Source organism: Kaistia hirudinis, assembly GCF_014196455.1.
Lineage (GTDB): Bacteria > Pseudomonadota > Alphaproteobacteria > Rhizobiales > Kaistiaceae > Kaistia > Kaistia hirudinis.
In genome coordinates this window covers 656980-677788 of sequence record NZ_JACIDS010000004.1, presented here as the reverse complement: position 1 = coordinate 677788, position 20809 = coordinate 656980, and the positions used below count along the sequence as shown (strand labels likewise).

21 protein-coding genes are annotated in these 20809 nt (G+C 67.7%); 17 read left to right on the top strand and 4 right to left on the bottom strand.

Annotation, left to right across the window (positions count from 1 at the left end; translation table 11 throughout):
• Nucleotides 1-5 precede the first annotated feature (5 nt).
• From GGR25_RS17910 to GGR25_RS17830, 17 genes are all read left to right on the top strand, one after another.
• Nucleotides 6-1634, top strand: coding sequence for a GMC family oxidoreductase (locus GGR25_RS17910; protein WP_183400176.1), 1629 nt, complete (start codon nucleotides 6-8; stop codon nucleotides 1632-1634).
• A gap of 423 nt (nucleotides 1635-2057) precedes the next feature.
• The gene (locus GGR25_RS17905; RefSeq protein WP_183400175.1) at nucleotides 2058-2927 is read left to right on the top strand and encodes a GntR family transcriptional regulator; all 870 of its coding nucleotides are present in this window, start codon (nucleotides 2058-2060) and stop codon (nucleotides 2925-2927) included.
• Nucleotides 2848-3882 carry a BMP family lipoprotein gene (locus tag GGR25_RS17900; RefSeq protein ID WP_183400174.1) on the top strand — a complete coding sequence of 345 codons (1035 nt, stop codon included), beginning with the start codon at nucleotides 2848-2850 and terminating at the stop codon, nucleotides 3880-3882. Before GGR25_RS17905 ends, GGR25_RS17900 begins: the two co-directional genes overlap by 80 nt.
• 22 nt (nucleotides 3883-3904) lie before the next feature.
• A complete protein-coding gene (locus GGR25_RS17895) occupies nucleotides 3905-5437 on the top strand; it encodes an ABC transporter ATP-binding protein (RefSeq protein WP_183400173.1) in 1533 nt (510 codons plus the stop codon).
• Nucleotides 5434-6465: an ABC transporter permease gene (locus GGR25_RS17890; protein ID WP_183400172.1), complete on the top strand. Its 1032-nt coding sequence runs from the start codon at nucleotides 5434-5436 to the stop codon at nucleotides 6463-6465. The genes GGR25_RS17895 and GGR25_RS17890 overlap by 4 nt, the downstream gene beginning before the upstream one ends.
• A complete protein-coding gene (locus GGR25_RS17885) occupies nucleotides 6462-7358 on the top strand; it encodes an ABC transporter permease (protein ID WP_183400171.1) in 897 nt (298 codons plus the stop codon). Before GGR25_RS17890 ends, GGR25_RS17885 begins: the two co-directional genes overlap by 4 nt.
• Entirely contained in the window at nucleotides 7355-7915 is a 561-nt protein-coding gene (locus tag GGR25_RS17880; protein WP_183400170.1) for a cysteine hydrolase family protein, read from the top strand. The genes GGR25_RS17885 and GGR25_RS17880 overlap by 4 nt, the downstream gene beginning before the upstream one ends.
• Nucleotides 7912-8790: a carbohydrate kinase family protein gene (locus GGR25_RS17875; RefSeq protein WP_183400169.1), complete on the top strand. Its 879-nt coding sequence runs from the start codon at nucleotides 7912-7914 to the stop codon at nucleotides 8788-8790. The genes GGR25_RS17880 and GGR25_RS17875 overlap by 4 nt, the downstream gene beginning before the upstream one ends.
• Complete coding sequence (locus GGR25_RS17870; protein ID WP_183400168.1) at nucleotides 8787-9566, top strand: nucleoside phosphorylase; 780 nt, start codon at nucleotides 8787-8789, stop codon at nucleotides 9564-9566. The genes GGR25_RS17875 and GGR25_RS17870 overlap by 4 nt, the downstream gene beginning before the upstream one ends.
• Nucleotides 9563-10330 (top strand): sugar isomerase domain-containing protein, encoded by a 768-nt coding sequence (locus tag GGR25_RS17865; RefSeq protein WP_183400167.1) that lies wholly within the window; start codon nucleotides 9563-9565, stop codon nucleotides 10328-10330. Before GGR25_RS17870 ends, GGR25_RS17865 begins: the two co-directional genes overlap by 4 nt.
• A 13-nt stretch (nucleotides 10331-10343) precedes the next feature.
• A complete protein-coding gene (locus tag GGR25_RS17860; protein WP_183400166.1) occupies nucleotides 10344-11801 on the top strand; it encodes an aldehyde dehydrogenase family protein in 1458 nt (485 codons plus the stop codon).
• Nucleotides 11802-11861: 60 nt separating this feature from the next.
• Nucleotides 11862-12263 carry a peptide-methionine (R)-S-oxide reductase MsrB gene (msrB, locus tag GGR25_RS17855; RefSeq protein WP_183400165.1) on the top strand — a complete coding sequence of 134 codons (402 nt, stop codon included), beginning with the start codon at nucleotides 11862-11864 and terminating at the stop codon, nucleotides 12261-12263.
• Between the two features lie 168 nt (nucleotides 12264-12431).
• Entirely contained in the window at nucleotides 12432-13328 is an 897-nt protein-coding gene (locus GGR25_RS17850; protein ID WP_183400164.1) for a MurR/RpiR family transcriptional regulator, read from the top strand.
• Between the two features lie 17 nt (nucleotides 13329-13345).
• Nucleotides 13346-14005 (top strand): cysteine hydrolase family protein, encoded by a 660-nt coding sequence (locus GGR25_RS17845; RefSeq protein ID WP_183400163.1) that lies wholly within the window; start codon nucleotides 13346-13348, stop codon nucleotides 14003-14005.
• A complete protein-coding gene (locus GGR25_RS17840; protein ID WP_183400162.1) occupies nucleotides 14002-15339 on the top strand; it encodes a glutamine synthetase family protein in 1338 nt (445 codons plus the stop codon). Before GGR25_RS17845 ends, GGR25_RS17840 begins: the two co-directional genes overlap by 4 nt.
• The gene (locus GGR25_RS17835) at nucleotides 15339-16115 is read left to right on the top strand and encodes an N-formylglutamate amidohydrolase (RefSeq protein ID WP_183400161.1); all 777 of its coding nucleotides are present in this window, start codon (nucleotides 15339-15341) and stop codon (nucleotides 16113-16115) included. The genes GGR25_RS17840 and GGR25_RS17835 overlap by 1 nt, the downstream gene beginning before the upstream one ends.
• 23 nt (nucleotides 16116-16138) lie before the next feature.
• Nucleotides 16139-17455, top strand: coding sequence for a M20 family metallopeptidase (locus GGR25_RS17830; protein WP_183400160.1), 1317 nt, complete (start codon nucleotides 16139-16141; stop codon nucleotides 17453-17455).
• 10 nt (nucleotides 17456-17465) lie between these two features.
• On the opposite strand, the gene GGR25_RS17825 is transcribed toward GGR25_RS17830, so the two are convergent.
• From GGR25_RS17825 to GGR25_RS17810, 4 genes are read right to left on the bottom strand one after another with little or no spacing between them, the layout of a single operon-like run.
• Nucleotides 17466-18482, bottom strand: coding sequence for a branched-chain amino acid ABC transporter permease (locus tag GGR25_RS17825; protein WP_210299997.1), 1017 nt, complete (start codon nucleotides 18480-18482; stop codon nucleotides 17466-17468).
• Complete coding sequence (locus tag GGR25_RS17820; protein ID WP_183400159.1) at nucleotides 18479-19354, bottom strand: branched-chain amino acid ABC transporter permease; 876 nt, start codon at nucleotides 19352-19354, stop codon at nucleotides 18479-18481. Before GGR25_RS17820 ends, GGR25_RS17825 begins: the two co-directional genes overlap by 4 nt.
• 7 nt (nucleotides 19355-19361) lie before the next feature.
• Nucleotides 19362-20075: an ABC transporter ATP-binding protein gene (locus GGR25_RS17815; RefSeq protein WP_183400158.1), complete on the bottom strand. Its 714-nt coding sequence runs from the start codon at nucleotides 20073-20075 to the stop codon at nucleotides 19362-19364.
• Complete coding sequence (locus GGR25_RS17810; protein WP_183400157.1) at nucleotides 20072-20809, bottom strand: ABC transporter ATP-binding protein; 738 nt, start codon at nucleotides 20807-20809, stop codon at nucleotides 20072-20074. Before GGR25_RS17810 ends, GGR25_RS17815 begins: the two co-directional genes overlap by 4 nt.

Here is a 20809-nt window from a genome sequence, read left to right as displayed (position 1 = left end):
CGGCCATGCCCCAGGAATATGACTACATCATCGTCGGCGCGGGCTCCGCCGGCTGTGTGCTCGCCAACCGCCTGACGGAAAACGGCAAGCACTCCGTGCTGCTGCTCGAGGCCGGCGGCACGGACCGCAGGCCCTGGGTGCAAGTTCCCATCGGCTACAGCAAGACCTTCTTCGATGCCGCCGTGAACTGGAAATACACCACCGAGGCCGATCCCGGGATCAACGGCAAGACGGCCTATTGGCCGCGCGGAAAGGTGCTGGGCGGATCGAGCTCGATCAACGCGATGGTCTATATCCGCGGGCAGCGGGAGGATTATGACGGCTGGACCGCGAAGGGCCTCGCGGGCTGGGGCTTCAACGACGTCCTGCCCTACTTCAAGAAGTCGGAAGACAATATCCGCGGCGCGGACGCGTATCATGGCAGGGGCGGACCTCTGGCGGTCAGCGACATCGGCGAGGAAGTCCATCCGCTGACCCGCGCCTTCGTGCAGGCCGGCGTCGAGGCGGGCGTGCCGCGGAACGACGATTTCAACGGCGCGTCGCAGGAGGGGATCGGCCTCTACCAGCTCAACATCCGCAAGGGCATCCGCAGCAACAGTTCGAATGCCTTCCTTCGTCCCGCCATGCGCCGTCCGAACCTGCACCTCGTCACGGGTGCGCACACGACGCGCATCCTGATCGAGAACGGCCGTGCCGTCGGCGTGATCTACAGGAAGGGCGAATTGCACGAGGCGCGCGCGGGGCGGGAAGTGATCCTGGCCGCTGGCGCGATCAACTCGCCGCAGCTGCTCCAGCTGTCGGGCATCGGTTCGCCCGCGCTTCTGCGCCGGCACGGCATCGCCATCAAGGTCGACCTGCCGGCGGTCGGGCGTAACCTGATGGACCATCTCTATGTCTCGTATATCTGGCGCGCGAACCGGAAGACGCTCAATGACAGCTTCCGCTCCAACTGGTTCAAGGCGATGGCGGGGCTGCGTTATCTGACGACGCGCCGGGGACCGCTTTCGATCAGCATCAACCAGGGCGGCGCCTTCGTGCGTACGCGGCCCGGCCTCGACCGGCCGAACATGCAGCTCTATTTCGTCCCGATGAGCTTCGGCGCCGACAGCAGCGCCGATGCGGAGCTGCTCAACTTCCATGATTTTCCCGGCTTCATCATGTCGGCGAGCCCCTGCCGGCCCACGAGCCGCGGCGAGCTGGAAATCCGCAGCGCGGATCCCTTCGCGCCGCCGAAGATCACGCCGAACTATCTTTCAACCGAGGCGGACGTCGAGGACATGCTGGAAGGCGTCGCCTTCCTGCGCCGCCTTGCAGCGGCCCCCGCTCTTGCCAGCGCCATCGTCGAAGAGGTGACGCCGGGCCCGCGCGTGACCGCCCGCGAGGACATCGTCCACGATTGCCGCGACCGCGCCAATACGACGTTCCATCCGATCAGCACCTGCACCATGGGGGTCGACCCAAGGACCTCGGTGGTGGACGCGAGACTTCGCGTTCACGGCATCGCAGGCCTGCGCGTGGTCGACGCCTCCGTCATGCCGGACATGATATCGGGCAATACGAACGCCCCGACGATCATGATCGCCGAGAAGGGCGCCGACCTGATCCTGGCCGACGCGATGAGGGCGAAGTCATAATTCACGCGGCGCATCCGTCTCACGCCAACTATCGCTGACTTTCAGCGGACGGCTCCCGTCGCGATCCTCTTGCGATCTTCGGCAGCACCATCCGTCGCCGCATGGCATTGTATTGAAGGCGGGATTCCGGCTTTCGGGCCAGTTCGATGCGAAGATGCCGGATAGGTCGCCTCCGAGCCTCCACCACGACGCAGTCCTGTCCAAGGCCCTTATGCGAAGCGCAATCTTGCTTGCCCTTCGCCACCTCCAACTGGTCCGGATCCAGGCCGGATTTGGCCCGTTCTGGACCGACGATCGACTATTCCCGCCTCAGTCAGCCCGCACCCCCGAAAAAACCTGTCTCCAACTGCGAAGCCGTCTTGCATTCGGGCGCGTTTCGCCGAATGCTAGGTTGACTGGTCAACCTGATGACTGGATGTGTCGATGGTCCGCTCGCCCGCCCCTCTTGCCGATCCGATGATGGAGCGTCCGCTCTATCGTCAGCTGATCGACAGCCTCCGGCGCGATATCGCGGCGCGGCAGCCGGGGGACAGGATCGACAGCGAGCCACAGCTTTCCCGCCGTTTCGGCGTCAGCCGCTTCACGGTGACCCGCGCCGTCGAGGCGCTGGTCGACGAGGGGCTGCTCTATCGCCGCCAGGGGCTCGGCACCTTCGTCGCGGCCCCCGCGCTGACGCGGGCGCCCTCCTATCTGATGAGCTTCACCGAGGCGGTCGCCGCCGCCGGCCGCGCGCCGGCGCATCGCGTCCTCGCCTTCGGCGCGGCCGAATGGCGTCCCGACCTCCCCTTTGCCGAGGGCGAGGCGCTGGTCGCGCTCGACCGGCTCCGTCTTGTCGACGGCATGGCGACGGCGATCCATCGCTCGGTGCTGTCGCGCGCCGTGGCCGATCGCGTCGGGCTCACCGCCGACATCGTCGCGAACCCCGCCTTCTCGCTTTATCGCCGCTTCGAGGAGGCCGGGCTGTTCGTCGAGCGCGGCGTCGAGATGCTGCGCGCCCGCCCGGCCAGCGACGAGGAGGCGCGCCTGCTGCGCCTGCTCGAAGACCGCGTCGTCATGGCCGTGCGCCGCCAGTCCTTCGCCGCGGATGGAACCATCCTCGATGTCGTCGACGCGGTCTATGACGCGCGCCGCTACGCCTATGAAGCCGAGATTCTGCGCAAGACGGGACCGGCCGAGCAGACAACCAGACCACAGCCTTCCAGGGAAAAGAACCATGTCTTACAAGTGGATAGTGAACAGCGCTTCGGTCCTCGCCTTGGCCCTTGGAGCGACGAGCGCGGCGAAGGCGGCTGACGCGCCGGCCGCCCTCATCATCGCGCAGGGCGGCCTCGGCGATCAGTCCTATAACGACCTCGCCTATGAGGGCTTCAAGAAGGCCGTCGCCGCCGCCAAGATCGAGGGCAAGCCGGTCGAATCGAAGGATGTCGTCGCGCAGGCGGCCGATATCCTCCGCCGCGCCTCGGACGCCGGCTTCGGCCTTCTGGTCGATCTCGAATATTCGCATGGCGAGGCGCTCGCCACCGTCGCCAAGGATTATCCGGACACGAAATACGTCATCCTGAACCAGGTGCAGCCGGGCGCGAACGTCGCCTCGGTGCTGTTCCAGGAGCAGGAAGGCTCCTATCTCGCCGGCGCGCTCGCCGCGCTCGTGACCACCGATACGTCGATCCCCGGCATCAACGACAAGCCGATCATCGGCGTGATCGGCGGCACCAAATCGGTCGGCATCGACAAGTTCATCGTCGGCTACATCCAGGGTGCGCACGACGTGAACCCGAATGTCGAGGTGAAGGTCGCCTATTCCAACAATTTCGGCGATCCGGCGATCGGCCTGCAGATGGCCAAGGCCATGTATGACGAGGGGGCGGACATCGTCTATCAGGTCGCCGGCGGCACCGGCATCGGCGTGATCCAGGCGGCGAAGGAAACCGGCCACTATGCCATCGGCGTCGACACCGACCAGGACGGCCTCGCGCCCGGCTCCGTGCTCACCTCCATGCTGAAGCGCACCGACGTCGCGGTCGAGACCGTGGTCGGCGACTATGCCGGCGATACATTCCCCGGCGGCAAGACCGTGACGCTCGGCCTCAAGGAGAACGGCGTCGCTCTCTCCGACATGAAATATACCAAGGACAAGATCCCGGCGGCGACGCTCGCCAAGGTCGATGAGCTCAAGGCCAAGATCCTCTCTGGCGACATCAAGGTCTGGAACGCGGTCGACCAGGGTTATCCGGACTTCTTCAAGTAAGCCGGCATAGTATCGAGCTTCCATGTCCGCCCCCGCATCCAGGACCCGGATCGGCGCCCGCGCGATCGTGCGCCGCTTCGGCCCCGTCATTGCCAATGACGGCATCGATTTTGCCGCCGCGCCCGGCACGATCCACGCGATCGTCGGCGGCAATGGCGCGGGAAAATCGACGCTGATGCGGATCCTGCAGGGCGTCGATCGTCCGGATGACGGCAGCGTCATCCTCGACGACCGCGAGGTCCGCCTCACCGCGCCGGCCGATGCGTTTGCGCGCGGCATCGGCATGGTGCACCAGGAATTCATGCTGGTGGACGAGCTGACGCTGCTCGAGAACCTGATCCTCGCCCGCGAGCCGGTGCATGCGGGCGGCGTCATCGACCGACGCAAGGCGCTGGCCGAGGCCGAGCGGGTCGCCGCCATGGCCGGCGTCACGCTGGACTGGCAGATGCGCGTCGCCGATGCGCCGGTGCATATCCGCCAGATCCTCGAGATCCTGCGCCTGCTCTATCGCGGCGCCGACGTGCTGATCCTGGACGAGCCGACCGCCGTGCTCGCCCCGACGCAGGTGCGCGAGCTGATCGGATTGATGCGCCGGCTAAAGGCCGAAGGGCGGACGATCCTCTTCATCAGCCACAAGCTGGACGAGGTGATGAACGCCGCCGACTCGATCACGGTGATCCGCCGCGGCCGGGCGATCACGACGGTCCTGCCCGGCGAGACCAGCAAGGCGAAGCTCTCCGAGATGATGGTCGGTGAGCCGGTCGAATTGCCCCTCGTCCACCCGGCCGCGCCGCATGCCGGCGTGCCGGTCCTTGCGATCGACACGCTCGTCGCGCGCGACGGTCGCGGCCTGCCGCGCCTCGGCCCGATCACGCTCAATCTCTATCCCGGCGAAATCGTGGGAATCGCCGGCGTTGCGGGCAACGGACAGGACGAACTCGCCGCCGCCGCCGCGGGACTCGGTGAGATCGATGCCGGCTCGATCCGGATGGACGGGCGCGACATCACGCGGGCCCGCACGGGCAGCTTCCGCGATCTCGGCATCGCCTATCTGAGCGCCGACCGCGCCGGCGACGGGCTGTGCCTTTCCGCCTCGATCCGCGACAATTTCATCGCCGGCAGCGAGCATGCGCCGGCCTTCTCGAAGTCCGGGTTGCTCCGCCTTCGCGCGATCCACGAAGGTGCGCGAAGGGCGCTCGACACGCTCTCCGTCCGCTATGGCGCGATGGGCGATCCGGTGAAGAGCCTTTCTGGCGGCAATCAGCAGCGCGTCGCCATCGCGCGGGAATTCGAGCGGAAGCCCCGTATCCTCATCGCCGCGCAGCCGACGCGCGGCGTCGACATTGCCGGCATCGCCTTCATCCATCGCCAGATTGTCGCCTTCCGCGATGCGGGCGGCGCGGTGCTGCTGATCTCGGAGGAACTGGACGAGATCCTCTCGCTCTCCGATCGCATTGTCGGCCTCTATGGCGGGCGCATCACCGGCGAGCTCGATCGCAGCGATGCGAGCGTCGAGCGCGTCGGCCGCCTCATGCTGGGTGAGAAGGCGGCATGATCCGGGCCGCGCTCGCCAATCTTGCCGCCGCTGCCCTGCCCTTCGTGCTGGCGCTGGCGATCGGCGCCATCGTGCTCGCCGTGACCGGGCACGACCCGCTCTCGGTCTATGCCCTGATGGCGTCGGAGGCCTTTGGCGGCACGCGCCGCATCGCCGCGACGCTGACCGCCACTACGCCGCTGCTCCTGACCGGCCTCGCGACGGCGATCGCCTTCCGCGCGGGCGTGTTCAACGTCGGCGTCGAGGGCTGCTTCTATCTCGGCGGTCTCGCCGCCGCGACGCTCGGCTTCTGGCTGGTCGGCTGGCCGGCGATCGCGATCATCCCCGTCGCGCTGCTCGCGGGCGCGCTGATCGGCGGGGCCTGGATGGTGGCGCCGGCAACCCTCAAAGTGCGGCTCGGCGTCGACGAGGTCGTCACCACGCTGATGCTGAACTTCATCGCCGTCAACCTGACCAGCTGGCTCGTCAACGGCCCGCTGCTGGCGCGCGGCTCGGCCAATTCGGCGACGCCGGCGATCGAGAAGACGGCCGAGCTGCCGCGGCTCCTGCCGCCCTCGACCCTGCATCTCGGCTTCATCATCAGCCTGGCGCTGGTCATTCTCTATGGCTTCTGGGATCGCTTCACCGTCACCGGCTTCCGCTCCCGTCTGGTCGGCCTGAATGCCCGCTTCTGCCGCGCCGTCGGCATCGACGTGCCGTCGCTTCTGTTCCGCATGATGATCCTCTCCGGGCTGATCGGCGGCCTCGCCGGCGCGATCCATGCGCTCGGCCTGGTCCATCGCTTCGTTGCCGGCTTTTCCCCCGGCTATGGCTTCACCGGCATCGCCGTGGCGCTGCTCGGCCGCAATTCGGCGCTCGGCATGATCCTCGCGGCGCTGGTCTTCGGCGCGCTGGCCTCCTCCGGCGCGACGATCCAGCTCTTCTCGGATGTGCCAATCGAGATCGTCGAGGTGTTGCAGGGCACGGTCATGATCTTCGCCGTGGCGAAGCTCGGCCTGCTGCTGCGCGACCGGCGGGGGCTTGCATGATCGACCCGCTCATCCATGCCGCGCTGCTGATGACGACGCCTATCCTGCTCGCAGCGATCGGCGGGCTCGTCAACCGCGTCGGCGGCATCGTCAATATCGGCCTTGAATCCATGATGCTGACCGGCGCGCTGGTCGCCGTCATCGTCTCGGCGGATACGGGCAGCGTGGTGCTGGCGCTGCTCGCCGCGCTCGTCGCCGGCGGGATCGTCGGACTTCTGATGTCGCTGGTGGTGACGCGGCTTGCGGCCAACGAGATCATCGTCGGCCTCGGCTTTTCCGTCGCCGTGGCCGGGCTGGTGCGCTTCCTCTTGAAGAGCGTCTATGGCGTATCGGGCACCTTCAATCCGCCCGGCGTGGTCATGCTGCCGCGGATCGATATCCCCGTCATCGCCGATGTCCCGATCCTCGGCGCGATCCTCTCCGGCCAGGACCCGCTGACCTGGTTCGCCTGGGCGATGGTGCCGGTGACCGCCTTCGTGCTGGCGCGGACGCGGCTCGGGCTGCGGCTGCGCGCCGCCGGCTCGGCCGAGATGACGGCGCGGGCGCTCGGGCTCGATCCGCTCGCGAGCCGCGATGCCTCGACCGTCTTCGCCGGCGCGATGTCCGGCCTTGCCGGCGCGCATCTCTCCATCGGCGTCGTCGGCCTGTTCAACGAGGGCATAACGGGCGGGCGCGGCTTCATCGCGCTCGCCGCCTTCTATTTCGGCCGCAACCGCCCCTGGCGCACGGCGCTCGGCGCCCTGCTCTTCGGCTTCTTCGAAGCGCTGCAGATCCGCCTTCAGGGGCGCGGCGTGCCGGCCGAACTCGTGCAGATGCTGCCCTATCTCATCGTCATCCTCGTCCTTACCGGCCTCGGTCTCGCCAATCGCCGCCGGAGCGGCTCCTCCTCATGACAGCGCCGAAAACCGCCCTGATCCTGGTCGACGTCATCAATTCCTTCTTCCTCGAAGGCCAGCCGAACTTCTATCCGGCGGCGCTCGACGTGCTCGGCCCGCTGCATGACCTGCTGGCCGCGGCACGGGCCGGCGGCCATGTCGTGGTCCATGCCGTCGAGCAGCATTATCCGGAGTTCGACGATTACGAGTTCAAGAAGCTGCCGCGCCATCACATGGAAGGCGCGCTCGACGCCGCCTTCTTCGGCGAGTTCCGGCCGGAGGGACCGCGCGAGATCGTCACGCGCAAGCGCCGTTTCAGCGCCTTCTTCGCCACCGATCTCGCCCTCTTCCTGCATGAGCAGCGCATGGAGCGCGTGATCATCGCCGGCGTGAAGACCAATGTCTGCATCCGCGCCTCGGCGCAGGACGCGTTCGCCCATGGCTTCGACGTCGTGGTGCCGCGCGAGGCGACCAATTCGAACCGCCCGCATCTCGCCGAGGCCTCGCTCGAGGATATCGACCGCTATATCGGCCGCGTCGTGCCGCTCGCCGATGCGCTGGAGATGCTGGCATGAGCCGCGCCGTCGTCACCGGCTTTTCGAGCTCCGACTATGCCCTGCGCCTCCGCGGCCCCATGGTCGCCGACAAGACCACGACGATCGACTGGCGCCCCGGCGAGTGGCCGCGCGTCGGCGGTCCGCCGGCCTTCATCGCCAGCGCCATGGTCCGCGCCGGCTTCGCCGATGTCGTGCCGGTCTCCTGGGTCGGGCAGGACCGCGACAGCGAGACGTTTCGCGCGGCACTATCGGATGCCGGCGTCGATATCGGCGGGATCGCGCAGCTTCCCGGCCGGATGCCAACGAGCGTGCTCGCCTATGGGCCGGACGGCGGCTGCCACTGCCTGTTCGATCCGGCGATTACCGTGCCGCAGCGCCTCGACGAGCGCCAGAGCGCGCTCGTCGCCCGCGCCGATTGGGTCTGCCTCACCGTCGGCCCGCCCGAGGTCACGGAGCAGGTGCTGGCGCTGATCCGCCCGGAGTCGAAGCTCGTCTGGTCGGTCAAGGTCGACGAGCGCGTCATGCCCGGCGATCTCGCGGCGCGCGTCGCGGCCCGCGCCGATATCGCCGCCTGGAGCCGGGGCGAAGCGGAATTCGCGGCCAAGGCCTTTGCCGGCAGCGCCACGGATCGGCCGGACCGGTTGCTGATCGAAACGCGCGGCGGCAACGGCGTCATCCTGCGCGCCGGCGGCGAGGAAGCGCGCTTCCCCGTCCGGGCGATCGAGACCAGCGACACGACCGGCGCCGGCGACACCTTTCTCGGCGGCTTCCTCGCCGCCTTCATTCAAGAGCCGGGCGACGCCCGCGCCGCCATCCGGCACGGCATCGCTGCGGTCGAGGCGCTGCTGAAAGCGCGGCTCCGGAACAACCATCAGGGAAGCGAGACCCCATGACGCAGACAGCCACGACCCGGACCGCCTGGTATATTGGCTGCCGCCAGGACGAGGTCGGCGAGGCAGCGATCCTCGTCGGCGACCGCGCGCGCATCGACCGGATCGCCGAGCATCTGGAAGACCCGCATTTCGTCGAGGAAAATCGCGGCCTGCGCACCGTGACGGGCACGCGCGCCGGCAAGCGCATCACCGTCACCGCCTTCGGCATGGGGGCGCCGATCGCGACCATCGTGCTGCACGAACTGTTCGATCTCGGCATCCGCACCTTCCTGCGGATCGGCACGGCCATGGTGTTCCCGCCGGCCGTGCTCGGCGACTTCGTGCTCGCCGATGGCGGCGTCCGCTCGGAAGGCACGTCGCGCACCTATGCGCCGCTCGCTTTTCCCGCCGTCGCCGATTTCGACCTCGGCCTCGCGCTCCGCGCCTCGTTGAAGCTGCATGACGTGCCGTGGCGGGCCGGCATCTTCGGCACCTATGACGGCTTCTATACCGAGATGTTCGCGCTCTCGGAGGGCGAGAAGCGGATGATCGACGGTCTCCGCTCCGACATCCGCAAGATGGGCCTGATCGGCACGGATATGGAGACGGCGACGCTGCTCACCGCCGGCCGCATCCTCGGCGCCCGCACGGCCAGCCTCTGCCTCGGCACGGTCGACGGGCTCAGCCAGGAAAAGATCGAACCCGCCGCCATGGCGGCGAAGGAACGCCAGATGTTCGAGATCGCGCTCGACGCGGTCGCCGCCAGCCTCTCCTCGCAACAGGATCTCGTCCCGTGACCGCGATCACCGACCGCTATTTCGACAATCTGATCGAGCGCCTCACCATGGTGCGCGACACCCAGGCCGACGCGATCGACCGGGCCGCGAGCGCCTGCGCGGATTCGCTCGCCAAGGACAAGCTCGCCTTCACCTTCGGCACCGGCCATGGCGCCCTGCCCGCGATCGAGAGCTTCCCGCGCACCGGCACGATCGTCGGCTTCCGCCCGATCGTCGAGAGCACGATGATCTCGTTCCATCGTGTCTGGGGCGACATGGGCTCGCGGCAATATCGCTTCATCCATGCCGTCGAGGGTTATGGCAAGGCGATCCTGCGCTCGCATCAGCTCGATCCCGAGGACACGATGGTGCTGTTCTCCCATTCCGGGGTGAATGCGGTGATCCTCGACATCGCGCTCGAAGCGAAGGAGCGCGGCATGACGCTGGTCGCCGTGACCTCGCTGCCGCATTCCTCGGTGACGACATCGCGCCACTCCTCCGGCAAGCGCCTGTTCGAGGTCGCCGACATCGTCGTCGACACCGGCGTGCCGCTCGCCGATGCGGCGATCCGCATCGATGGTCTCGCGCATCCTGTCGGCGCCAATTCAACCTCGATCACCATCGCCATCGCCCATGCCATCGTCTCGGCAACGGCGGAAAAGCTGGTGCAGCGCGGCATTCAGCCCTTCGTGATGGTGAACCCCAACACGGCCGGCAAGGAAGCCGCCAATATCCAGAACGACAAGAACTATGACGAACTCTGGCGCCGCCTGAAGGCGCGCTGACGGGGAGAGAACGATGACGCGCGAGCGCGAGCTTTTCATCGACGGCGCCTGGCGCCCGTCGCTCTCCGGACGCCGGCTGGAGATCTGCGATCCCGCAAGCGGCGAGCGCATCGGCTCCAGCGCGCTGGCCGATGCGGCGGATATCGACGCGGCGGTCCAGGCCGCGCGCCGGGCCTTTCCGGGCTGGGCCGCGACCCATGCCGACGAGCGCGCGCGCATCCTGAAGCGCGCCGCCGACCTGATCGAGGACCGCGTCGGCGACATCGCAGAGCTCCTGACACGAGAGCAGGGCAAGCCCGTTCCCGATGCCGAGAAGGAGATCCGCTTCGGCATCGAAGTCATCCGCTACTATGCCGAGGAAGGCCGCCGCATTGGCGGGTCGCTCCGTCCATCCTCGCGCGCCGATATCCGCAGCCTCGTCGTCACGTCCCCGGTCGGCGTCGTCGGCGCGATCACGCCATGGAATTATCCCGTCGACATCTATGCCTGGAAGCTCGGCCCCGCGCTCGCCGCCGGCTGCACGCTGGTCGTGAAGCCGCCGCACGAGACGCCGCTCGCGATCGGCAAGATCGTCGAATGCTTCGCCGAGGCCGGCCTGCCGTCGGGCGTGCTGAACGATCTGCCCGGGACCGGGCCCGAGGCCGGCGCGGCGCTCGCCGCCCATCCCGGCATCGACATGATGACCGCGACCGCCTCCACCACCGCCGGCCAGTCGATGATGCGCGCGGCGGCCGATACGATGAAGCGGCTGGCGCTGGAGCTCGGCGGCCAGTGCCCCTTCATCGTGCTGGACGACGCCGACATAGCGGAGGCCGCAGCGGCGGCGGCCCGGCGGTCATTCTCGAACATGGGTCAGATCTGCATCGCGGTGAACCGCATCCTCGTCGCCGACCGGATCCATGACGCCTTCGTCGAGGCGCTCGTCGCCGAGACGCGCAAGATCCGGCTCGGCCACGGCATCGACCAGGGCGTCGGCTATGGCCCGATGCTGCTGGAGAGCGGACGTACCCGCGTCGCGCGCCACATCGCCGATGCGGTGCAGCGCGGCGGCAGGCTGCTCGTTGGCGGCGAAAAGCCGAAGGGCGAGGCGTTCGATCGTGGCTTCTTCTTCGAGCCGACCCTCATCGACGACGTGCCGGACGCGGCGCTGGCCATGACCGAGGAAACCTATGGCCCGCTCGCCGCGATCCGCCGCGTCAAGGACGATCGCGAGGCGCTCGCCGTCGCCAATGCCCTGCCCTATGGCCTCGCTGCCTATGTCTTCTCCGGCGACATCGAGCGCGCCTGGACCTTTGCCGAGCGGCTGGAGACCGGCGCCGTCGGCGTGAACATCAATGACACCACCGAGCTGCAGGCGCCCTTCGGCGGCTGGAAGCTCTCCGGCGTCGGCCGCGAACTCGGCCCAGAGGGCATCATGGCCTTCCGCGAATCGAAGCACATCAAGATGCGCATCCGCAGCCGGCTCGGCTGAGACTGGCGAGAGGGCGAGCCACGTCCTATCTAAGGGGCTCACCCCACAGGAGGCTTGGCGATGTCGACAGCCGCGGCGACGTTGGTTCGGACGGATGAGGAATGGCGAAGGCTCCTGACGCCGGAACAGTATTACATCATGCGCCAGCACGGCACGGAGCGGCCGGGCAGCTGCGCGCTGCTGCATGAGAAGCGGCAGGGCACCTTCACCTGCGCCGGCTGTGGTCAGCCGCTCTTCGCCTCGGGCGGCAAGTTCGAGAGCGGCACGGGCTGGCCGAGCTTCGGCGCCCCGATCGAGGGCTCGGTCATCACCACGGTCGATCGCAGCCATGGCATGGTGCGCACCGAAGTCTCGTGCAGCCGCTGCGCCAGCCATCTCGGCCACGTCTTCGACGACGGCCCGCCGCCGACATTCCTGCGCTACTGCATCAATGGCGTGGCGATGAATTTCGAGCCGGCCTGACGCGAACCGCGGACGCTGCGAAGAGCGACCAGAACGATCGAACACCGGGCGGACACTCCGCCCGGTGTTTTCGTTTACGCGTCTTCTGTTTGATCATCTCCAAAAATTGACAGAACGAACCGATTTTGTAATTTTCCTATCAGGCTCAGTGCACAGAGAGGCGCCCGCTTGTCGATCAGGGAGGAGTTGGCGCATACGCCTGTCGTCCTGACTTCGTCGGAAGCCAAGATCGTTCAGGTGCTGCTCGCCGATTATCCGATGTCGGGACTGGGAACCGCGACGCGGCTGGCGAAGCTGGCCGGCGTCAGCGACCCGACCGTGATGCGGCTGATGATCAAGCTCGGCTATTCCGGCTTCGCCGAATTCCAGAGCAAGCTGCTCGCCGAAGTCGAGGCGCGGCTGCATTCGCCCTTGTTGATGATGGAGGCGAAGCGTCCCGCCGACACCAGCGAAGGCACGGCGCTCGCCTATTTCCATTCCGTCGCCGATAGCCTGGAGCGGACGCGGACCCAGATGCCGGCGCAGGCCTATACGCAGGCCTCCTCGCTGCTGCTCGAGGCCAAGGGACAGGTTCTCTTCCTCGGCGGGCGGTTCAGCCGCCATATCGCCTCGATCTTCGCCGGCTATGTCGTCCAGCTTCGGCCCCAGGTGCGCGATCTCGCCAAGCTGGCGCCGTCCGATTTCGACATGCTGGTCGACCTCGGCAAGCGCGACCTGCTCGTCGTCTTCGACTATCGCCGCTACCAGGCGGATGTGGTGGACTTCGCCAAGCAGGCAAAGGCGCGCGGCGTCGCCGTGCTGCTCTTCACCGATCCCTGGCTCTCGCCGATCGCCGAGTTCGCCGACCACACTATGATCGCCGCGATCGACGCGGATTCGCCCTATGACACCATGGCGACGCCGGTGGCGCAGATCGAGACGGTCCTCGCCCACATGATCGCGCAGCACGGCTCGTCCATGCGTCAGCGCATCGAAGGCATCGAGGCGATCCGCGCCGCCAACGCCGTGACGCTCGACCATGACGGCCCCTCGCCGCCCACAAAATTCGCCCGCCTGAAGCCCTGATCACCACAAGAGACCCGATGGCCAGCCAAACGCCCCTGCCGCGCCGCGACCAGCCTTTCGTCAAGGGCGCGACGGCGCTCCTCCTCGTCGACATGCAGCGCATCTGGCTGGAACCGGGCCTCGATCCCGACCATGCCGACTGGCCGGCGGACCATTATTTCTATACCCAGACGCGCGACGTCACGATCCCCAATCAGCGGGAGCTGCTGGCTGCCGCCCGCGCCTCGGGCGTCGAGGTGCTGCACACCATCATCCAGAGCCTGACCGAGGACGGCCGCGACCGCTCGCTCGACCATAAGCTGACGCCGATCCATATCCCGCCGAGCCTCGCCGAAGGCCTGCCGCCGCCAGAACTCGCGCCGGTCGGCGACGAAATCCTGCTGCCGAAGACCTCGTCCGGCGTCTTCAACTCGACCAATCTCGACTATCTGCTCAAGAATCTCGGCGTCCGCCAGCTCGTCGTCGCCGGCGTGCTGACCGACCAGTGCGTCGACATGACGGTGCGCGACGGCGCCGATCGCGGCTATCTCGTCACCTGCGTCGCCGATGCCTGCGCGGCGCCGACGCCCGAGCGCCATGCCGGCGCGCTCAAGGCCTTCGGCGGCTATTGCTGGGTGACGGATACGCAGACGGTGGTGGATCGTTTCGTGGCGCTCGGCGGGGCAAACCAGGCATGACCGAGACGCCCCTCGTCCCGCTCGTCAACATCGTCACCACGGACCTCGCCGCCATCACGCGCGGCCGGCCGGTGACCGCGGCCCGGCTCGCCGGTGCGTTGGAGACCGGCATCGGCTGGGTGCCGGCCAATCTCTGCCTGACGCCGTTCAACACGATCTCGGATCCCAATCCGTGGGGCTCGTCGGGTGATCTCCGCATCCTGCCCGACCCCGATGCCCGCTACACGGCCGTCTCGACCGGGTCGGCGACGCCGCTCGACCTGATCCCCGGCGACATCGTCGAGCTCGACGGCGCGCCTTGGGACGGCTGCTGCCGGGGGCAGTTGAAGGCGGCCATCGCGGCGCTGAAGGGCGCGACGGGGCTTTCGATCCGCGCGACTTTCGAGCAGGAATTCCTGCTGAAGCCGAACCAGCCCGATCCGGACGCCATCGCGCCGCATGCCTTCTCCGTCGGGGCGCTGCGCGCAGCCGACCCGTTCGTGCCGCGCCTCTGGGCGGCGCTGGAGGAAGCCGGCGTCCAGCCCGAAATGGTGCTGGCCGAATATGGCAACGCGCAGTTCGAGGTGACGTCGGCCCCGACCGACGCGCTGGCGGCGGCCGATCGCGCCGTCATCATCCGCGAGGTGACGCGCGAGGTCGCCCGCAACCTCGACGCCCGCGCCTCCTTCGCGCCGAAGCCTGACCCCGACGCGGTCGGCAATGGCGTGCATATCCATTTCAGTCTCGTCGATGCCGATGACGCGCCGGCGACCTATGACAGGCAGGGCCCCGGCGGGCTTTCGCCGCGCGCCGCGTCGTTCTGCGCCGGCGTGCTGCGCCATCTGCCGGCGCTCACCGCGCTGACGGCGCCGAGCCCGCCCTCCTATGATCGGCTGGCGCCGCACAATTGGAGCTCGTCCTATACCTGGCTCGGCGAGCGCGACCGCGAGGCGACATTGCGCATCTGCCCGGTCGTGACGATGGGCGGGCGCGATCCCGCGCGGCAGTTCAACATCGAGTATCGCGCTGCCGACGCGACGGCCAATCCCTATCTGGCGCTCGCCGCCATCATCCGCGCCGGGCTCGCCGGCATCGCCGCCGGGCTCCCTGCCCCGCCGATCGTCTCCGGCGATCCCTCGATCATGTCGCCCGAGGAACTGGCGCGGAACGGGCTCCGCCGCCTGCCGGAGACGCTGGAGCTGGCGCTGGCGGCACTCGCATCCGATCCGGTGGTGACGGGCTGGTTCCCGCCGCGGCTGATCGAGAGCTTCGTCGCGGTCAAGCGGGCGGAAATCGCGCTGATGGAAGGCAAGACCAAGCTGGCGATCTGCGCCGCCTATGGGGAACGCTATTGATGGCGCGACCCGAGCCGCACGGCAGCGAGGATTGGCCGGCCCCGCTGGAGATCCTCAACCCGGATTCGAAGCATCCGGTCGTGCTGATCTGCGAGCATGCCGCGAACCATATCCCCGCCCGCTATGAGCGGCTCGGCGTCGAGCCGGCCGATCTCGAACGCCATATCGCCTATGACATCGGCGCGGCAGCCGTCACGCGCATACTCGCCCGGCGCCTCGGCGCGCCGGCCTTTCTCGGCACCTATTCCCGTCTCCTCGTCGACCTGAACCGCCCGTTCGGCGCGCCCAGCAGTATGCCGGTCCTGTCGGAGGCGACGCGCATTCCGGGCAATGAGGGGCTGGACGAGGCCGAACTGGCGTTTCGCCGGCGGGCGATCTTCGATCCCTTCCACGACGCGATCGCAGCGCTGCTCGATCGCCGCGTCGGGCAGCCGAGCCTGATCGTCACCATCCATTCCTTCACGCCGGTCTTCCTCGGCGTGTCGCGGCCCTGGCATGTCGGCATCCTGCATGACCATCAGCCCGCCTTCGCCCGGCATTTCCTCGCCGGCCTCGCGGCCGATCCCGCGCTCGTCGTCGGCGAGAACGTGCCCTATGTGATCGAGCGCGACAGCGACTATGCGATCCCCGTGCACGCCTCCGACCGCGGCCTGCCGGGCGCCCTGATCGAAATCCGCAACGACCTCATCCGCACCCCCGAGGGGGGGGACGCCTGGGCCGCGCGGCTCGCCCCCATCCTCGACGATCTCAGCCTGACGAGAAGGCCGGCCGCCTGACGGCCGAACCGAAGGGAACCGCCATGTCCGATAGAGAAGCCGTGATCCGGTCCGTCCAGGACTTCATCGAGAAGGACCGTGACTTCGTCATCAACCTGACGCGCGACATGGTCCGCATCCCCTCGGTCAATCCGAAGTTCGAGACCGCCGACGGGCTCAACCGCGAAGCCGATGTGCAGGCGCTGCTCGAGCCGATCCTGCAATCCGAAGGTCTCGCGACGGAGCAGTTCGACGCCCTGCCCGGCCGGCCCAACCTGATCGGCGAATGGGCCGGCTCGGAGGAGAAGAGCCTGATCCTCTGCGGCCATATCGACGTCGTTCCGGTCGGCGCGGTGAAGGATTGGACGGTCGACCCCTTCGGCGGCGAGGTCCGCGACGGAAGGCTCTATGGCCGCGGCTCGATCGACATGAAGGGCGGCGTTGCCGCCTGCGTCGCGGCGCTTCGGGCGATCCGGCGCAGCGGCGTCACGCTCGACGGCCGCCTCGCCCTTCACTCCGTGGTCGACGAGGAAGCTGGCGGCGGCGGCGCGATCGAAAATGTCCGGCGCGGCAAGCTCGCCAAGGCCGTCCTCGTCGCCGAGCCGAGCTGGGGCGACGTGCTTCCGGCCGAAGGCGGACTCGAATGGGCCCGCGTCACCATCCGCGGCAAGAACGGCCATTCGGCCTTCCGCTATAACGAGATCTACCCGCAGCAGCATATTGCGGGGCGGCTGGAGCCGGCCGTCAACGCGATCGAGATCGGCGCGCGCTTCATTGCCGCCGTGCAGCAATTCGAGCGCGACCGCACGCGCGCGCGCTCGCATCCGCTGCTGCCCGCCGGCATGAACACGATCAATATCGGCGTGATGTGGGGCGGAACCGCGCTCGGCCCCAACGGTATTCCGACCGTGATGACCAATCCGGCGATCATTCCGGACGTGGTCGTGATGGACCTTGACATGAAGTTCCTGCCGGACGAGACCTCGGCCGAATACCGCCGCGATTTCGAGGCCTTCATCAATCATTTCTGCCAGATGGACGATTGGCTGCGCGCCCATCCGATCACGATCGAATGGGAGCTCGGCGGGCTGCATTTCGCGCCGATGAACACGGCGCCCGACCATCCGCTGGTGACCTCGCTGATGCGGCGCAAGGCCGAGACCGGCAAGGCGCCGACCATGCGCGGCTTCATCGCGGTCTGCGACGGCGCGCACTATGCCGGCGCGGGCGTCGACGGCGTGATCTTCGGGCCGTCGGGCGACGGCTTCCACGGCACCGACGAATATGTCGACATCGCCTCGCTGGTGGAAAGCGCCAAGGTCATCGCCGCCAGCGTGATCGACTGGTGCGGGACGAAATAGCCCGCCGCGCTCAGGCGCGTCGGCGTGTCGCGAGGCCCCAGAGCGCCTTCAGCATGCCGACGATGCCGCCGGGATAGACGAGCATCACGACGATGATCAGCACCGCCGTGATCATCGGCCGCCAGGCGCCGAAATCGGCCATGGATTCGGCGAAGACGGTCAGCACGAAGGAGGCGATGATCGCGCCATAGATCGTGCCCGTACCGCCGAGCAGCACCATGGACAGCACGATCGTGGCGAGGCTCATGCCGAAGACCTCGACCGAGGCATTGCGCTGATAGGCGGCATAGAACGCCCCGGCGATGCCGGTGAAGAAGGCGGAGGCGGCGAGCGTGATCATGCGCTGGCGCACCAGCGAGACGCCGCGGCTCACCGCATATTCCTCATTGTCGCGCAGTGCCACGACGCTCTTGCCCGTGCGCGAGCGCACGAAGACGCGCAGGAACAGCGTGCTCAGCGCCAGCATGGCGAGCGCGATGTAGAAGTACGCGAACTTCGCGTCGCGGACCATGTTGTGGTCGAACCAGTAGAGACCGGGGATGCGCACGATACCCTGCGTGCCGCCGGTGTAGTCCGACTGGCTCAGGATGACCTGCATCACCAATTGCGCGAAGCCGAAGGTGACCAGGATGATGTAGATGCCCTTCAGGCGCAGGATCGGGATCGTCACCACGACGGCGGCCACCACGGCGATCACGCCGCTCGCCACCAGCGCGACCCACGGGTCGATCATCGCGAGCTTGGTCAGCAGGCTGTAGGCGTAGACGCCGATGCCGAAGAGCGCGAGATGGCCGAAATTGAACACCCCGCCATAGCCAAGGCTCAGATCCCAGTTCGAGGCGACGACGGCGTAGATGAACACCATGATCAGCACATGCCGGCCATAGGCGTCACCGACGACGAGCGGCAGCAGCGCGAGGACGAGCAGGCCGACCAGCGCGCCCGCGAGCTCGGTCATCCAGGGCGTGCGGCCGGGGGCGCGCGGCGGCGCTGACACGGTGGGCGCCGAGGTCTCGATCACGCTCATGCCAGCCCCCGCGAACGGCTTGCGAAGATGCCTTCCGGCTTGATCATCAGCGTCAGGATGAGCGCGGCGAAGAGCAGCGCCGGCGTCCAGTAGAGCCCGAAATAATAGCTGCAGATCGCCTCGAAGAAGCCGATCAGATAGGCGGCGAAGATCGGCCCGGAGATCGAGGAAATGCCGCCGAAGACGACGACGATCAGCGCCTTCAACAGCGGATCGGCGCCCATGACCGGCGTCATGAAGCGATAGCCGCCGAGGAAGATGCCGGCGAGCGCGGCGAGTGACGCGGCGATGGCGAAGGCAAGGCCATAGAGCATGGTGACGTTGAGGCCGACGAGGCGGGCCGCGTCCTCGTTCTGCGCGACCGCGCGCAGTGCCAGGCCGAGCCGCGTCCGGTTGAGGAACAGCCACAGCGCCAAAAGGATGATCGGCGTCACCACGATGATGGCGATCTGGTGCAGCGAGACGCCGACACCGCCGAGCATGGCATTGCCGGCGACGAGCGGTGGGATCTGCTTGGAACGCGGCCCCCAGAGTTCGAGCACGCCATTCTCGATCAGTGAGCCGGCGGCGAGCGTCGTGATCACGACGACGAGGACGAGATTGGCCCGGCCGATCAGCGGCCGAACGACCGTCGCCTGCAGCACCCAGCCGACGCCGGCCATGAGCAGCACGGCGATCGGAAAGGCGAGCGCCGCCGTGAGGCCCCAATCCACCAGTTGCCAGGCGAAATAGGCGCCGAGCATCATCAGCACGCCATGGCTGAAATTGAACACGCCGATGGTCGTCCAGACCAGCGCGAGGCCGACTGCCATCATGGCGTAGAGCGAGCCCTGGAAGAGGCCGCCGAACAGGATGTCCGCGAGGGCGTTCATGCGTGCCTCACTGCCCGAAATACATGGCCATGATGTCGGAATGGGCGAGGCTGTCGCCCGGCTTGATCTCCGTCTCGACCTGGCCGTGATTGATGAAATAGAGGTGGTTCGTCAGCTCCAGCAGGAATTCGACATCCTGCTCGACCACGATCAGCGGAACGCCCGCCTTGGAGATGTCGAGCACGGCCTTGCAGAGCTCGTCCTTGATCTTGGGCGCGAGGCCGAGCGTCGGCTCGTCCAGGATGAGGAGCTTGGGATGGCTCATCAGCGCGACGCCGATCGACACCATCTGCCGCTCGCCGCCCGAGAGCGTGCGGACGCGCTGGCGCCAGCGCTCGGCGAGCTTGGGGAACAGCGCCGCGACGCGTTCCTTGTTCGCCGCTTCATGCGGGCGGGCATGCGGGGAAAAGGCGCCGAGGCTCATGCAGTCCGCGATCGTCAGATCCGGGAACAGCGTATTGCCCTGCGGCACATGCACGAGGCCGCGGGCCACGATCGACCGCGCGCTCTCGCCCGTTATGTCCGCGCCATCGAAGACAATGCTGCCGGCCTTCGGCTTCAGCAGGCCGCTGACGGCGCGCAGCAGCGTCGTCTTGCCGTGGCCGTTGGGTCCGAACAGGCCGACATTGCCATGCTTGCCGGCCTCGATGCCGATGCCGTGCAGCACGGTGACGCGGCCATAGCCTGCGGTGAGCCCGGTGACCGACAGCATGTTCATCATGCGGCCACCCGGCGCGTGCCGAGATAGGCTTCGACGACGCGCGGCTCGGCGATGACCTCGCGCGGATTGCCGAGCGCCAGGACGCGGCCCTGGTTGAGCACGAGCAGATGCTGCGACAGGCTCATCAGGAAGGTCAGCACATGCTCGATCAGAAGGATGGTGATGCCACGTGCGGCGATGCGACGGATCAGTTCGACGGAAAGCTCGATCTCGGGCTTGGTCAGGCTGGACGCCGGCTCGTCGAGCAACAGCATCCGCGGATCGGAGGCGATCGCCGTCGCCAGCATCAAAATCTTGCGCTCGAAAACGGAAAGCTCGCCCGCACGGCGGCCCCAGCTGGGCGCGGCGAGGCCGACGAAGGCGAGCGCCTCCGCGGCGGCATCGCGCGCCTTGGCGCCGCTCCGCGCCTCATTGGCATAGGTCGCGCCGATCTCCGCATTCTCGAAGACGGTGAGCTGGTCGAAGCAGGTTTCGCGCTGGAAGGTCCGCGCCAGTCCCCGCCGGGCGATTGCGTGGCCGGCGAGGCCCTGGATCTCGTTGCCGTCGAAGCGGACCTTGCCGCTGTCGGGACCGAAGGGAATGCCGGTGATGGTATTGAACAGCGTGCTCTTGCCGCTGCCATTGGGGCCGGCGATCCCGAAGATCTCGCCGGCCTCGACCTTGAAGGAGACGCCGTCAACGGCCTTCAGCGAACCGAAGGCCTTGGCGACGTTCTCCACCTCGAGCAGAGCCAT

Excerpts from the sequence above, each read along its gene's own strand:
- GGR25_RS17840 (WP_183400162.1), top strand. The coding sequence starts at position 14,002 with ATGACCGAGACGCCCCTCGTCCCGCTCGTCAACATCGTCACCACGGAC.
- msrB (WP_183400165.1), top strand. The coding sequence starts at position 11,862 with ATGTCGACAGCCGCGGCGACGTTGGTTCGGACGGATGAGGAATGGCGA.
- GGR25_RS17835 (WP_183400161.1), top strand. The coding sequence starts at position 15,339 with ATGGCGCGACCCGAGCCGCACGGCAGCGAGGATTGGCCGGCCCCGCTG.
- GGR25_RS17830 (WP_183400160.1), top strand. The coding sequence starts at position 16,139 with ATGTCCGATAGAGAAGCCGTGATCCGGTCCGTCCAGGACTTCATCGAG.
- GGR25_RS17885 (WP_183400171.1), top strand. The coding sequence starts at position 6,462 with ATGATCGACCCGCTCATCCATGCCGCGCTGCTGATGACGACGCCTATC.
- GGR25_RS17820 (WP_183400159.1), bottom strand. The coding sequence starts at position 19,354 with ATGAACGCCCTCGCGGACATCCTGTTCGGCGGCCTCTTCCAGGGCTCG.
- GGR25_RS17815 (WP_183400158.1), bottom strand. The coding sequence starts at position 20,075 with ATGATGAACATGCTGTCGGTCACCGGGCTCACCGCAGGCTATGGCCGC.
- GGR25_RS17870 (WP_183400168.1), top strand. The coding sequence starts at position 8,787 with ATGACGCAGACAGCCACGACCCGGACCGCCTGGTATATTGGCTGCCGC.
- GGR25_RS17875 (WP_183400169.1), top strand. The coding sequence starts at position 7,912 with ATGAGCCGCGCCGTCGTCACCGGCTTTTCGAGCTCCGACTATGCCCTG.
- GGR25_RS17905 (WP_183400175.1), top strand. The coding sequence starts at position 2,058 with ATGGTCCGCTCGCCCGCCCCTCTTGCCGATCCGATGATGGAGCGTCCG.
- GGR25_RS17900 (WP_183400174.1), top strand. The coding sequence starts at position 2,848 with ATGTCTTACAAGTGGATAGTGAACAGCGCTTCGGTCCTCGCCTTGGCC.
- GGR25_RS17880 (WP_183400170.1), top strand. The coding sequence starts at position 7,355 with ATGACAGCGCCGAAAACCGCCCTGATCCTGGTCGACGTCATCAATTCC.
- GGR25_RS17890 (WP_183400172.1), top strand. The coding sequence starts at position 5,434 with ATGATCCGGGCCGCGCTCGCCAATCTTGCCGCCGCTGCCCTGCCCTTC.
- GGR25_RS17845 (WP_183400163.1), top strand. The coding sequence starts at position 13,346 with ATGGCCAGCCAAACGCCCCTGCCGCGCCGCGACCAGCCTTTCGTCAAG.
- GGR25_RS17810 (WP_183400157.1), bottom strand. The coding sequence starts at position 20,809 with ATGGCTCTGCTCGAGGTGGAGAACGTCGCCAAGGCCTTCGGTTCGCTG.
- GGR25_RS17910 (WP_183400176.1), top strand. The coding sequence starts at position 6 with ATGCCCCAGGAATATGACTACATCATCGTCGGCGCGGGCTCCGCCGGC.
- GGR25_RS17860 (WP_183400166.1), top strand. The coding sequence starts at position 10,344 with ATGACGCGCGAGCGCGAGCTTTTCATCGACGGCGCCTGGCGCCCGTCG.
- GGR25_RS17825 (WP_210299997.1), bottom strand. The coding sequence starts at position 18,482 with ATGAGCGTGATCGAGACCTCGGCGCCCACCGTGTCAGCGCCGCCGCGC.
- GGR25_RS17895 (WP_183400173.1), top strand. The coding sequence starts at position 3,905 with ATGTCCGCCCCCGCATCCAGGACCCGGATCGGCGCCCGCGCGATCGTG.